Below are 11,899 nucleotides of genomic sequence, written 5' to 3'. Positions count from 1 at the left end.
ATTACGTTTATTTTCCATTCTGCTTTCCGACTTGTTCTAACGGAAACCGTATCACTTCTTTAGTTGATTATGCTCCTTTGCCTACATCGTCCTCACCCCTCTTCAGGTTTTCAGATGATGCAGATCCTTCCGTTACAACATCTTGCTCTTCTCCAAGTATTATCACAGCACCACTAGTATTTCTAAACGTATCTTCTAAATTTGCAGTGGAATTCTCAACCCTCTCGATGCGTTTTCCATACTTGCTCGTATGAATAGTTTTATGCCACTCAGGTTCACTACCATCTGGTACATACCCGAGTTTGACAACATAAAGAGTGAATGTCTTTTGGTCAAGTTGCACTTTCTTCCTTGCTTTGTCAAAAGTAAATCCCTTTTCCAAGTACATTTTAATTCGATCCTCAATGTCGCCTTTCTTCCGTTTAGATAGTAATAGAAGAATTAATAGAAGCAGGATCAGAAGCAAACCAATGACAATTACATATTTCAGCCAGTCTGGAATGCCATCGGTTACTTCGAGCTTTTGGCTGTGCTCCATCGCCGCTTGAGCTTCATCCTTTTCCTTAGGAGTTACAGTAAACTGGAAGATTCTCCATTCTTTCTGACCATTGAAATTAGCTTCAAAGTAAGCTTCATAATTACCAGGCAGCAGCAGCTGGTTTTCGGCAATACTTACCATTTTGGCAGTCGTTCCGTAGTAAATGGATCCAGCTTCGTAATCCTCACGGAATACGACTTTTTTAGCACTATCCCTAATCTCCAAGTAACCTGTTGGTTGTTCTAGAATGGTGCCTTTGTTTTCAAGATCGATTGTAAATCTCGATTCCCCTGATGCCACATAATCGTGGTTCAAAGAGTTAATCGACATGCCATGTTTAGCTTTATCAATTTTATAATCCATAACAACCCACATACCGAGTTCTTCTAATACATCTGGAGTTAAAGTTGCGTTCTCAATATTCGTCTTTATTTCTTGACCCTCTCTAAACTGCGATACTCCCACTACCCCGATATGCTGTCCGGGTTCTAGATTTTCGGGGATTTTAACTGTGTAGGTATATTCCCGCATTTCATTCGGTCCCAATGTAATGTCTTTGGGCCCCTGTGGGTAAAACCACGAGCCTCCAAGCGTCACTCCTGTGTTATAACTACCAAAACCTCTACCTCCGTTCTGAGCCGGTAATGCATCTGTAGCATAAATTTTGAGATTAATTTTCTCATCTAGCAGGTTCTTCACATAGAATGTGTATTTTCTTTTCTCTCCTGGAATAACTTCATCTCGATAATATCCAAGGCCGTTTCTTGCTTCTTTACTTGGTGATAATAAGAATGAAGCTTCTGGAGCAAGGGCTGGGTCGATTTCCTGCTGAGTCAAATTCTCAGATGATGCATATTCAAACCGATGCATTTCTGCAGCGTTAACATTTTCTGGAGCAAGACTTAAAGTGACGATTAACATCATGGCTAAAGAAAATAGTTTTCTCCTCAAATGTCCTGATGCTCTTCTGTTCACTAGACCAAATTGCTGATAGATAGTTTTCATCTTTGAAATTATCTTCATTTCTTTTACTCATCTCCTACTGAAATTAGTTTGTATTGTCTGAAAGCAATTCAAAATGAGTGAGGTGCTCATGCATGGTTAAATTTATATTTCCAGAAAGTAATTACATGGTTCTTACTTCTCACCCAAATTCTTGAAATAAAAAAAAGCACCTCTATAATGGCTACTAGAGCCAATATAGAGGTGCTTCCTCTTTTGAAATCATTTAGTTATTTATAAATATACCATTCTGTCTACGAGTCGTAAAGACAAAAGGAATCGATTTATCCATAATAGTGTGAGATATATAAGAGATATTTCAGCTCTTAGGAGGGTTCCCCTTGTCCAGAGCTAAACCCAAAATATTTCTTTTGCAAGTTAGACCAATCTATCCAGCTACAATAGTCAAAACCAACACTCATAGACTCTTCGATGTGCCTCTATCCTCATGAAACTTAACCCGTTTTTTCTGGTTAGTTGTTATCTCATTAGACGTTTCTAAGCGCATTGTACGAACAGTTTCTATCATTGTTACGCATTCATGTGGAGTGACCATTTTTCCATCAATCGACAAAGGAAACATTTGTTTGTCTAAATGAATTTCCTTTTTTTCTGTCATGTCTTTGTCTCCTTATAATATTTCTCTGAAAGATTTATTAGAAATCAGTCCAAGAGTTAAGTTTTCCATTATGGAAGTGTATGTACGTTCTTCCATAAACCCACTGGTCAATTTTCATCTTAGCACTTGTGTACGAGTTTATTTCGTCTGGTGCCCCCCAAGACAAGAAAACTTGATCCTGAGACATACCTATACTTATTTTTTGTTGTGTTATTTTAGTCCAGACATTAGAAGACCAGTTGGTGTAAACACTCTTCGGATTCGTTGAATAAAATCCATTCTTAATTGGTTCACTAGGATCATCGTAAAAACTCAGCTTAAAAGTGACATCATGCCCGCTCGCACGCTTTGCTTGAATAATTAAATCTTTCCCCTTCATTTTAATTGATTTGAAATATACTTTTTCAATATTCAACAAGGGATTTGAGGATGGTAAGAGATTTTTATTTGCCCAGAAATACTTTCCTGTATAAAGATAACTCATGAGCTCATAGTGGAAATAAGTGCAAAATGAATCGGGTATCTCACCAATAACAATCTCCTCAATTACCTTACCATTATTGAGGAGGATATTAAATCTAACTGAATCACCGGTTATTGGATCTATTTCAATGACGTGACCCACTTTTTCACCTTTATATATGTATACTTTCTTACCCATATAATTTTTTAGATCATCTGAAACTTTATTAATTTGATCAATTAGTTGTGTAGTTTTAGATTTCCCACTCGTGTCACTCCATAAAAAAAGGGAATTAGGTTCATAAAGATACTTCCCTGATAAGCCTGTCATTTTATAAAAATCTTCAATTGTTATATAAGTCGTATCATCATACAAATATGAATTTGTATGATCCAGTTTAAAAGTGCCTATATCAGATTTGACCGTAATCGGCTTAGTATAATTTACTTTTACATTCTTGAGCTTGGCTAAAAGTTTTACTGGTAAATAGATACCACTCTTCTTGATCCCATCAAGGGTGTATGTTTTTTCTTTCGTTACAACTAGCTGCCCATCTAAAAATATCGCAATTGCTTCAGAGGCATATGCATTACTAGGGATAATATTGGATGCAGCCTCTAGTTTAGCTAATGGACTTATAAACAGTATTACTGAAACTAATGTGGCGATTAAAAGAGGTAGCTTTAGTGCCTTTTTCATGAGTTCCCCCACCTTATATGGATATCCTTACCTATCATAAGGTATCATATGTAGTACTAATTGGCTAGGTCCTCTTACTAGATCATTCATCTCTTAGTAATTAAAAATATATCAAGGTTCTAATAATCAGCTCATTGATCTTCTTTTATACTCTTGAGTTCTCTGAGTTCCTAATAATAATTGAGGATTCATTCTCAATACAACTCGTATTTGTATCTTTCGCATTATCCTGATTCGTATCATCAACCCTAGCTTCAAAAATAATTTGTAATGCTTTAACCATCTTCTTCATATCTGGTTCGTACGTAGCGTGATATGTAATGTCGTTTGGATTTTTCATTCGTGGTGTTGCTCCTCTCTATCTTCGAATTAGAATAGATCATTGAAGAGAAAAACACTTTATTTATAAATCGTCATCACTTCCATTTAAACCCGTAAATATTACACACTTTAGGTTCGTCTTCCTTAAAAGAGTGTCCCACTATCGATTCCCAAATACAATGGTACCCAGCATGATATATTGTTTCGTGGAGTCCCTGAAAAATCGTTTTGTATTGGTTGTCATATGTTACAACCAAATGCTTTGTATATTGGTTTGGGAAATTGGGGTTTATATAGGAAGTTAAACCATATAAAGCTGCTGATGCAATAACAAACGCATCAATAGAATCTTCTCCTTTAAGTAAGGGGCCATTGGGGACTGACAAAGACGCATTATTCATAAATAGATTATAGTTCCCCTTAGGTTTGTATTCACCAGCTCCAAATCCCTCGTACAGAAATATTCGTGAATCACCAATTAGCATTTTCTTGACATTTTTGGTCGCATCCGTCTTTAGTGTATCCTTATCAAGAAAAATAGATCTTTCTAGCAACATTGTCTTGACCGTCGTTGCTGCTGCTACTCCTTGGTGGCACCTGTACATTCCTAATTCCTCAGGAAATCTGCCTTTCATTTCGTAAACTCCATCAGTTATGTCCGGAAAAGGATACCACATCACTGCTTCTATTCCAATTGCAATGCTGAGACTCTTATTTTTGATATCCTGATCAAGAATGTACGGCAATCTATTAAGTCCTATGCCTCCATCTACGATTTCTCCCATTGCATTAATTTTTACCCAGCCTAAATTTTTGCTTCTGCTTGAAACATCGATCCCGTAAATATAATCGATTATTTTCATGGTTTCCTCCTTAGCAATAAATAGGTTGTGAAGCGGGATACCCCCTGAGTGCAGGCCATTCAAGTATACATATATAATTTCAAACTACATATAATATATTCTAATCCTGATCTTTTTTCTCGCTCTCATTCATTTTAAGGGAATGGATAACTTCAGTTAATTGATTCAGAGATTCATCCAAAGAATCCAATTTCTCTACAATGGTTTGTAATACATAACGAATGAGGATAAAACATAGTGTTACTGGAAAACCGACATTAGTAACTAATGTTGCAAAATCTGTTACTTGCATAGGAAATCCCCTCCGCACCTTATTTTTTATAATGTAGGGAACATATAAGTTAAACTTCACAACTCGAAAGATTAGAAAAGTGTTATAATGGGGAACAAATGTTCCTATTTTGGTTGTGGAAACACCCAATATATTTCCCTATATTTAGAAAGGATGAAGGGAGGATAGATCAATGGAGAAGCAAGTAAATGTCTACGAACGATTTAAGAAAGAAGTATACCGTATTGGTTGGAGGGTTCAATACCGCGCGAAAACTATTAAACGGAGAGAATGTTATTTCAATGGAATGGAGCAGTTCACAATTACTAGTTCAACCTTGAGTAGTGAGGACAGGATTATCGTAGAACAACTATTAGAAGCATTACCACCTCAGGGGAAATTTATTATTTCTCAATTGTATTTATTCGAACAAACCGAATCCGAGGTCGCCAATCAATTAAACATGACGCAACAGGCGGTGAATAAATGGAAAAAGAAAATGTTAAGAAAATTATCACAGACCATGAATTCCTAGAATTATTACAAGCTGCCAAGAATAATGATCACGAATCAATTTTGGCACTCATTGATTTATTTAAAAAAGACATCCTCTCTATTAGTAGATACATTCATCTACCTAAAGAGGATGCCATCTCAGAAATTACATTAGAAATACTAGAGTTTATAAAAAGAAGCGATGATGAAATCATCTAACAAGACACAACCCTTTCTTTGAAGATACTACTAGATCTCGCTTATATCGTTTCTTCTATCTGTTTCAAATAATAATCGTATTGCATCATAAGATCTTGTATTATACACTTTTGTCATAGAGCGATTTACAGAGCTCAAGCAATCTTTTTACTAGATCAATATTATACAAAACCCACCGTTTGGGATTTGTAATGTTCATTTTAGAAACGATTTCACCACAGGAATAAGTTAACCTTTTCCATTGGCACCAATATAAGTATACGATACTTTTGTTTTGAATCCCCTTAGCATATAAAATAAAACATGTAAAAATCCCAACAATAAAAATATTGATGGGATTTTTTATGTGCAAATAAACCATCTATTTTTTCTCAATTTATTTGAAAGCAATCATTCACTTCTCTTTTCGATGAGCTCAACCAGAAAAGCAGCCATAGTTATTGAACTAAATTAGGTCTCACGAATAAACAGAAAGCTAAACAGTCGCTATTATTTTAATGATGATTTTTCTTTTAATAGCAATTCATCATATTGATTTAATAGCTCATCTAATTCCTTTGACTTCAACAGTACAATAGGATCAGTGAGGTTGAATTCTTCTACAAGCTCGTATAATTCTATGCGTGCTCTCTCAATTTCTCTTTTCATTTAGTTCTCTCCTTGAAATATCCCCATATCTCGGGAGTCTTCAATATGTATGTATTAATGCGGCAAATATCATAAAGCAAACTTTAAAAAAATATAGCAATAATACATAACAGCACCTATTGTTGTCAAAAGATAAGCAGCACTAATGAAATATAACAATATGTTTAACCCACGTTTTTGTTTCTTTTCTGGAACTGACCTATACAGTCTTGAGCTACTGTACAAAAAATCCCCCTGCTTAAATTCCTTCATTTTCATTTCCTCACTTTTATTCCTTGGACAGTTGGCCCATCTAGCAACATAATAGAATAATGCTTGAAACACATCTCTCTTGTTAACTTTGGCCTCCTCAGTAAACTTGCGAATTACATATTAAATATGGAGGCTCATGGAAAATTATAACTAACACAAACAAAAACGACAATAACAACATGAAAATAGTCGTTATAAGAACTCCAATTGTGACTATTTCATGTTCTACACTGACTACGAGGTGTAGAGATGAATAATGTGATGGAACTGATAGGTTCAAGAATCCGACTTTATCGAATGGCAAAACAATGGACCCAAGAACAACTTGCAGAAGCTATAGGATCAACAGGATCTTATGTCGGTCAAATTGAACGAGGAGAGAAGAATTTTAGGATCCAAACACTCATTAAAATCGCAGACGCTCTTGATGTAAGCATCTTCAATCTTATGGATAACGACAATGAAGAATATCTCTATCAGAAGAACTGGGTCTGGGAAAGTGTTACACTTATGCTGCAGCAAAGTGAGGCCAAACAAAGAAAAATTTATCGTGTACTTCTTGAAATGTTAGCAGAGGAAACAGACTGAGTAACGTATGTATCTCCATTCACTTCATGCCATATTTATAAAGGGTCGCCTATTTGGCGACCCTTTCACGTATTAAAAGTGTGTGTGAACTATACAAACAAATCAATAAAAAATAGAGACCCTCTTCTAAACTTGTTTCTCAATATAGGATGTTTTCACTTATAATGCAATTATTCATTATAAATATTATTATGGTTGTCTTTTTCACGTAATAAATGCTTTTACAATACTAAAAATACTGGAGAAAACTAATGAACGATGAATTCATGATTGATATATCGAACCAAACTGAACTTGCATCTGGAACTCTTTATCTCATGAACATAGCAAAGTCATCAATTGATAATATGTCTTACAAGTTTATAGATGAATGCGTTTTGCTATTAGAAGAAATGGGCTCCTCTGCATTTGGAACGGTCATTATTATGTTCGATGGATATGGAGACATACCAGCGGAATTGTACGAATTAAAAGAGGTTAGGAATTGGGTTTTAGGATTATTTGAAAAATATCCTTATTTTCTCTATTTCATAAATTTCAGTTTAGATTCACATATCACCTTATTATCTTGTATTGGAGACATTGAGATAGTATATCAAGGTGATCTAACTCTTTCTCCAGTTGAATATCAACATTTAGGTATAGATCCTTTTGCATTAGAACAGAAGCGATGGTTCATTTCATTACCAGTTGAAATTTATGTAAAATTGGAAAGAGGGCTCATCCAGTACGGTAATCATGTCAAGGATTTTTTGGGTTCCTCTGAAACCATAAAGATGATCAATACCATAACAAAAATAATTACATAATGGAGCTCCGAATTAAGTATTCTGTTCAATTCATGGGGAATTGAGATCGGGTAATTTTCTGATAATGAACAAGACTTCGTTCCCCTTATAAGGTGAGTAATACAATAAGTAATAAACTAATAATTACAAATCCTTAGTATCTCTTGTTGCTATATATTCACATACCTGCTTTGCAAGATCCTCAATATCGTCTTTCCTTGCGATCTTTAGTACCCACTTTCTCGGGATGTCGTTGTAACCAAATGCCATTCCAGCTAACCCTCCAGCTATGGTTCCTATCGTATCCGTATCCCCACCCAGGTTAACAGCTGCGAGTACCACATCTTTGTATGAATCATGTTTTAAAAAGCACCAAATGGCAGCTTCTAAAGTATCCACTACATAACCAGTTGATAAAACTGCATCCTCTGGACGATCTTGTATATCATAATATACCGAAGGGAAATATGTGATTTGAAATTCATGTCCAAAATGAGTTCTCATAGTTTCCTGCATCAAATAATAACTAGAGATTCGATCATGCCCTTTAAGTAGATTCGAGGCGATTTCTATGAGAATAATGCAGGCGAGAACTGAACGTCGATGGGCATGTGTAATAGAAGATACCTCTTCAACAAGTTCTACTCTTTCTTGGATATCCTTATTATATGATATGAAAGCGAGCGGAAGAATTCTCATTAATGAACCATTGCTATTACTATCTTCATCATGTAGACCTGAATCTGTTGGCGTAATATATGATAATCTATCTAAAGCAAGTCTGGTTGTTGTTCCTATATCAAAAACTACTCCATTTGCAGTCCAGTATCCTTCCTTATACCACTTAAGGAACCTATCTGAAATACTTTGAAGAGAATAACCTTCGAGTAATGATTCTAGTGTACATAAGAATAATGAGCTATCGTCTGACCATGTTCCTGGCGGCTGATTCCAAGTACCATACCCAGTCAATCCTCTGATGGGCCGCGCTCTCAGCTCTTTTCTGCCTTTGAATTCAACCGGTACACCTAATGCATCACCAACACAGCTTCCCATAATCGCTCCATAAATCTGTAAAGTTAACTCAAAGTTTTGATTAAGGAATGTTGGAATTATTTCTTCCTTCTTCGGCCCTGTATACTTTTCCGGATTAAACAATCTTCTGAAAAAAGATCCACTTATCGATTTCATCAATAACTCCTGTTCAATTTTAATTTAACTCAAATCATTTCTTGGATTGATAGGCCTACATAAAATTTTCGATTACTTCCTCTAACCTCGGTAATTACTTGTTCTAATATTCGTATTAGATCCCTTGTCATCATCTCTCCATCCACATTAAAGTTTTGAACTGTTGCATCACTGGCAATTAAGTCACTAAGAGTCATCGATGAATCTTCTTCAATGTTAACGCCTGCAGGGAGTTCCTCCAAGAACACAGATGTATCCTCTACCCAATGGCCATTTACAAGTGGAATATCAATTTCATCCAGAATCAAATTTAATTCATCAATCGATTTCACTGACCAAGTTTGTAGTATATCCTTCATGAAAAACTTATCTATCCATTCAGACCAACAACGCTTTCGGATATCTAATGGTAAATGTTTAAACTGTTCAATTGGAATAATCTGTTCATATATATTGTAACTTTTTCCATCCCCGCATTGAGTGTATTCAAGTTGCTGTTCCTTGGTCATTAAGGTATAAGCAGTTACCATACCACCTCTACCGCTTTTAACCCTACTAAACGAACCATTTGCCGCCCGCTTTTTTGTCTTACTATCGCTGTCAAAGACTTTTCTTATATCTTCAGACATTATCGTCCCTCCCTTGCCCTCGCACTGATTAAGCAAGGATATATTAGTACAATTTTTTATTTCAATGTAAGATAAACACTCGATACCAATGTTATATCAGACTTCCTTATTTTCCAGAAATAAATCATAAACAAATAAAACGCCTTACACCTGTAATTTAGGTAGCAAGACGCCATTGTGTTTCGATCTTTATAAAAAATCTGGTTTTTGTTGGTTATTCTTAAGTGAAATCTTTGCCCAGTATGCTTAGTAATGTGTTAACAAAGATAAACATCTTGTTGCTGCTTGCTCCAATCAATTAATTGAACTCCCTCAGTACGATTCAATTTACTCATGAATACTCACTTATTCGCAGGATTTCACCCCTGTCCAGAATTGCAGAAGGAACGTAAGACAACCCTCGTAGTAGACCAAGACAACATGAAGGCGTGAGGAAATAGAGGGGAAAGCTACAAACCCCATATAATTCCATATACTGCACGCATTCTCCACGCCGCCCTGGAGGTTTTCACTCCCATGTCTCAACGGGTCTGTGCCCTCTCATTCCTTCGTTACGCCTGTCCAAGGGGTGGAGGCCGGTCTTGCTAACGTTACGGGTCGGTGCCCTTTGGTTCAATACATCCGGTACTCCGTGCTTTCTTTGAAATCCTGCGAATAAGCCAAAATTCATACGACGAAACGGCTAAATTAAACTTAAGCTGCTTGTTGAATTGGCTTCGTTTTATACGGATTGTAAGCCTCTTTACTACGAGCCATTCCAACGAGTACTCGTGCTAATTTACCACAAAGTTTCATTAGAGACCTCATTTTCTTCATCTTTCTGACCTGTACATTGTACGCATGCATCGCTTTGAACTCTGGGTTGTTACCAACTAAACTTATGGTCATCATGAAAATGAAACGGCGAAGGCGTGATCGTCCACGTTTACTAATCTTCATCTGCCCCGTCCATTTACCTGAGCTTGCTTCTGCAAGATTGAGACCAGCATGGCGAAGCAGTGCATTACCATGAGAAAAACCACTTAAATCTCCGGCCTCACCAAGAACACCAGCGAGTGAAATGGCGCTAATCCCTTTGACAGCAAGCATTGATTTAGCAAAAGGAATACGGGCTAAAACTGCTGCAATCTCTGCCTCTACTACTTGCAGCTGCTCACAAGCTAGGTCATATTCAGCGAGAAGCTGCGTTAGGTGGAGCTTGTACGCCTTCGTTGCCTGCTTAGAGCCAACTGAATGATGAGCAAGCGCAATAAGGGTTTGAGCTTTTTTGTCCCCGGGTTGACGTTGCATAATGGATTTCCAGCCCTTTACCACTTCCTGAGGCGTTAGCTTGCTCAGTTCTTCAGGCGTCGGGAAAAGACGTAATGTGGCCAATGAACCTCTGCACATCAGGTTCTTAAAGACTTGTCGCAGCTCAGGAAACACTACGTCAACCCAACGATGGATTTGGTTCTTCGCACTAACGAGTCTTGTAACGATGGAGTCTCGGTTTGAAAGTAAGACACGAAGTTCCGCAAACGCTTCAGGCGTGTTGCGAATGAACGAATAGTAGCCGTTTTTAACCATGTCTGCGATGACCAGAGCATCCTTTTTGTCGCTCTTCGATGGTGTATTGTCACGGTTTTCCTTGTTCTTTTTCACGAGATGTGGATTAACAAGAACAACTTCGAATTGTTTCTCGTATAGCCATCTGGAGACGTTTAGCCAGTAATGCCCCGTCGGTTCCATGCCGATGATAGCGCAGTTAAGATTATGGGCTGCTTGCAACGATTGAATCCAGCGAAGAAGGATCTGGAATCCTTCTTCGTCATTAGAAAAAGATAGCGGATTGCCAATAGCAATCCCACGGAAGTTTACCGCACGAGCGACATGCGTTAGCTGTGCAATGTCGATTCCGACGACGAGATGCTGAGGGGTAATTTTTTCAATGAGTTGATTTTGTTTGTCCTGGGCTTTAAACTTCATAGTAGAGCGTCCTCCTGGATGATGGGATTTTAAGGGCTATGACCCGTTGCGTACTCCCATCGTACCGAGGCGCTTTTATTTTTGCAAAGCTGATAATTAACGCTCTACAGGAATGCTAACGTTCTCTATTTCATTTAAACTGAGTATTTCTACTCGTTTATAATCCAGCTCATAAACCAATAATATTTCTCGTGTTCTATCAAATTGCAGTACTTTACCGAAAATAACTTGTCGTTTCCCCCTAGCTTTTACAATTTCTAAACGGAGTAAATTTCCGTCTTTAAAAACCTGACCCAGGTCCGATCCAATCATATGACGTGCTCCTCTGTCTGTATATGCGCTCTCTAT

At 37.1% G+C, this 11,899-nt stretch carries 14 protein-coding genes; 4 read left to right on the top strand and 10 right to left on the bottom strand.

Annotated elements, in window-relative coordinates; translation table 11 throughout:
- Nucleotides 1–67: 67 nt before the first annotated feature.
- From PGL02S_RS18370 to PGL02S_RS18350, 5 genes are all read right to left on the bottom strand, one after another.
- Nucleotides 68–1,543, bottom strand: a complete 1,476-nt coding sequence (locus PGL02S_RS18370; protein ID WP_197477049.1) for a COG1470 family protein — start codon at nucleotides 1,541–1,543, stop codon at nucleotides 68–70.
- Between the two features lie 415 nt (nucleotides 1,544–1,958).
- A complete protein-coding gene (locus PGL02S_RS18365; RefSeq protein ID WP_063477364.1) occupies nucleotides 1,959–2,159 on the bottom strand; it encodes a hypothetical protein in 201 nt (66 codons plus the stop codon).
- Nucleotides 2,160–2,196: 37 nt separating this feature from the next.
- On the bottom strand, nucleotides 2,197–3,321 hold the full coding sequence (locus PGL02S_RS18360) for a hypothetical protein (RefSeq protein ID WP_063477365.1): 1,125 nt from the start codon (nucleotides 3,319–3,321) through the stop codon (nucleotides 2,197–2,199).
- A 416-nt stretch (nucleotides 3,322–3,737) separates the two neighbouring features.
- Nucleotides 3,738–4,505 carry a hypothetical protein gene (locus PGL02S_RS18355; protein ID WP_063477367.1) on the bottom strand — a complete coding sequence of 256 codons (768 nt, stop codon included), beginning with the start codon at nucleotides 4,503–4,505 and terminating at the stop codon, nucleotides 3,738–3,740.
- Nucleotides 4,506–4,605: 100 nt separating this feature from the next.
- The gene (locus PGL02S_RS18350; protein ID WP_063477368.1) at nucleotides 4,606–4,797 is read right to left on the bottom strand and encodes a hypothetical protein; all 192 of its coding nucleotides are present in this window, start codon (nucleotides 4,795–4,797) and stop codon (nucleotides 4,606–4,608) included.
- Nucleotides 4,798–4,969: 172 nt separating this feature from the next.
- Here PGL02S_RS18350 and PGL02S_RS18345 point away from each other — a divergent pair, with 172 nt between their 5' ends.
- Together PGL02S_RS18345 and PGL02S_RS18340 are read left to right on the top strand one after the other, a co-directional pair.
- The gene (locus PGL02S_RS18345; RefSeq protein WP_063477369.1) at nucleotides 4,970–5,311 is read left to right on the top strand and encodes a sigma-70 RNA polymerase sigma factor region 4 domain-containing protein; all 342 of its coding nucleotides are present in this window, start codon (nucleotides 4,970–4,972) and stop codon (nucleotides 5,309–5,311) included.
- Entirely contained in the window at nucleotides 5,263–5,490 is a 228-nt protein-coding gene (locus PGL02S_RS18340; protein WP_063477370.1) for a hypothetical protein, read from the top strand. The genes PGL02S_RS18345 and PGL02S_RS18340 overlap by 49 nt, the downstream gene beginning before the upstream one ends.
- A 489-nt stretch (nucleotides 5,491–5,979) precedes the next feature.
- Here the strand turns inward: PGL02S_RS18340 and PGL02S_RS18335 are convergent, their stop codons facing one another.
- The gene (locus PGL02S_RS18335; RefSeq protein ID WP_082834219.1) at nucleotides 5,980–6,138 is read right to left on the bottom strand and encodes an aspartyl-phosphate phosphatase Spo0E family protein; all 159 of its coding nucleotides are present in this window, start codon (nucleotides 6,136–6,138) and stop codon (nucleotides 5,980–5,982) included.
- Nucleotides 6,139–6,639: 501 nt separating this feature from the next.
- On the opposite strand from PGL02S_RS18335, the gene PGL02S_RS18330 reads away from it, so the two are divergent.
- Together PGL02S_RS18330 and PGL02S_RS18325 are read left to right on the top strand one after the other, a co-directional pair.
- Nucleotides 6,640–6,978 (top strand): helix-turn-helix domain-containing protein, encoded by a 339-nt coding sequence (locus PGL02S_RS18330; RefSeq protein WP_063477372.1) that lies wholly within the window; start codon nucleotides 6,640–6,642, stop codon nucleotides 6,976–6,978.
- A gap of 251 nt (nucleotides 6,979–7,229) precedes the next feature.
- Nucleotides 7,230–7,787, top strand: coding sequence for a hypothetical protein (locus PGL02S_RS18325; protein WP_063477373.1), 558 nt, complete (start codon nucleotides 7,230–7,232; stop codon nucleotides 7,785–7,787).
- A 123-nt stretch (nucleotides 7,788–7,910) separates the two neighbouring features.
- On the opposite strand, the gene PGL02S_RS18320 is transcribed toward PGL02S_RS18325, so the two are convergent.
- The 4 genes from PGL02S_RS18320 to PGL02S_RS18305 form a co-directional block, all read right to left on the bottom strand.
- Nucleotides 7,911–8,957 carry an ADP-ribosylglycohydrolase family protein gene (locus PGL02S_RS18320; protein WP_197477050.1) on the bottom strand — a complete coding sequence of 349 codons (1,047 nt, stop codon included), beginning with the start codon at nucleotides 8,955–8,957 and terminating at the stop codon, nucleotides 7,911–7,913.
- Between the two features lie 29 nt (nucleotides 8,958–8,986).
- The gene (locus PGL02S_RS18315; protein ID WP_063477374.1) at nucleotides 8,987–9,586 is read right to left on the bottom strand and encodes a hypothetical protein; all 600 of its coding nucleotides are present in this window, start codon (nucleotides 9,584–9,586) and stop codon (nucleotides 8,987–8,989) included.
- 693 nt (nucleotides 9,587–10,279) lie between these two features.
- Nucleotides 10,280–11,551 (bottom strand): IS110 family RNA-guided transposase, encoded by a 1,272-nt coding sequence (locus PGL02S_RS18310; protein WP_063477375.1) that lies wholly within the window; start codon nucleotides 11,549–11,551, stop codon nucleotides 10,280–10,282.
- 96 nt (nucleotides 11,552–11,647) lie between these two features.
- Entirely contained in the window at nucleotides 11,648–11,863 is a 216-nt protein-coding gene (locus tag PGL02S_RS18305) for a hypothetical protein (RefSeq protein WP_063477376.1), read from the bottom strand.
- Nucleotides 11,864–11,899: the final 36 nt, after the last annotated feature.

The sequence above is a fragment of the Paenibacillus glucanolyticus NBRC 15330 genome (assembly GCF_004000885.1).
In the GTDB taxonomy this organism is placed as follows: domain Bacteria; phylum Bacillota; class Bacilli; order Paenibacillales; family Paenibacillaceae; genus Paenibacillus_AQ; species Paenibacillus_AQ glucanolyticus.
The sequence above is the reverse complement of the archived record's forward strand: the minus strand, read 5'-3'. Positions and strand labels throughout refer to the sequence as shown.

Bases quoted from the DNA above. Each gene is read 5' to 3' on its own strand.
- PGL02S_RS18305 (WP_063477376.1), bottom strand. From the start codon at position 11,863: ATGATTGGATCGGACCTGGGTCAGGTTTTTAAAGACGGAAATTTACTC.
- PGL02S_RS18335 (WP_082834219.1), bottom strand. From the start codon at position 6,138: ATGAAAAGAGAAATTGAGAGAGCACGCATAGAATTATACGAGCTTGTA.
- PGL02S_RS18315 (WP_063477374.1), bottom strand. From the start codon at position 9,586: ATGTCTGAAGATATAAGAAAAGTCTTTGACAGCGATAGTAAGACAAAA.
- PGL02S_RS18310 (WP_063477375.1), bottom strand. From the start codon at position 11,551: ATGAAGTTTAAAGCCCAGGACAAACAAAATCAACTCATTGAAAAAATT.
- PGL02S_RS18340 (WP_063477370.1), top strand. From the start codon at position 5,263: ATGGAAAAAGAAAATGTTAAGAAAATTATCACAGACCATGAATTCCTA.
- PGL02S_RS18360 (WP_063477365.1), bottom strand. From the start codon at position 3,321: ATGAAAAAGGCACTAAAGCTACCTCTTTTAATCGCCACATTAGTTTCA.
- PGL02S_RS18350 (WP_063477368.1), bottom strand. From the start codon at position 4,797: ATGCAAGTAACAGATTTTGCAACATTAGTTACTAATGTCGGTTTTCCA.
- PGL02S_RS18325 (WP_063477373.1), top strand. From the start codon at position 7,230: ATGAACGATGAATTCATGATTGATATATCGAACCAAACTGAACTTGCA.
- PGL02S_RS18330 (WP_063477372.1), top strand. From the start codon at position 6,640: ATGAATAATGTGATGGAACTGATAGGTTCAAGAATCCGACTTTATCGA.
- PGL02S_RS18355 (WP_063477367.1), bottom strand. From the start codon at position 4,505: ATGAAAATAATCGATTATATTTACGGGATCGATGTTTCAAGCAGAAGC.
- PGL02S_RS18320 (WP_197477050.1), bottom strand. From the start codon at position 8,957: ATGAAATCGATAAGTGGATCTTTTTTCAGAAGATTGTTTAATCCGGAA.
- PGL02S_RS18365 (WP_063477364.1), bottom strand. From the start codon at position 2,159: ATGACAGAAAAAAAGGAAATTCATTTAGACAAACAAATGTTTCCTTTG.
- PGL02S_RS18345 (WP_063477369.1), top strand. From the start codon at position 4,970: ATGGAGAAGCAAGTAAATGTCTACGAACGATTTAAGAAAGAAGTATAC.
- PGL02S_RS18370 (WP_197477049.1), bottom strand. From the start codon at position 1,543: ATGAAAACTATCTATCAGCAATTTGGTCTAGTGAACAGAAGAGCATCA.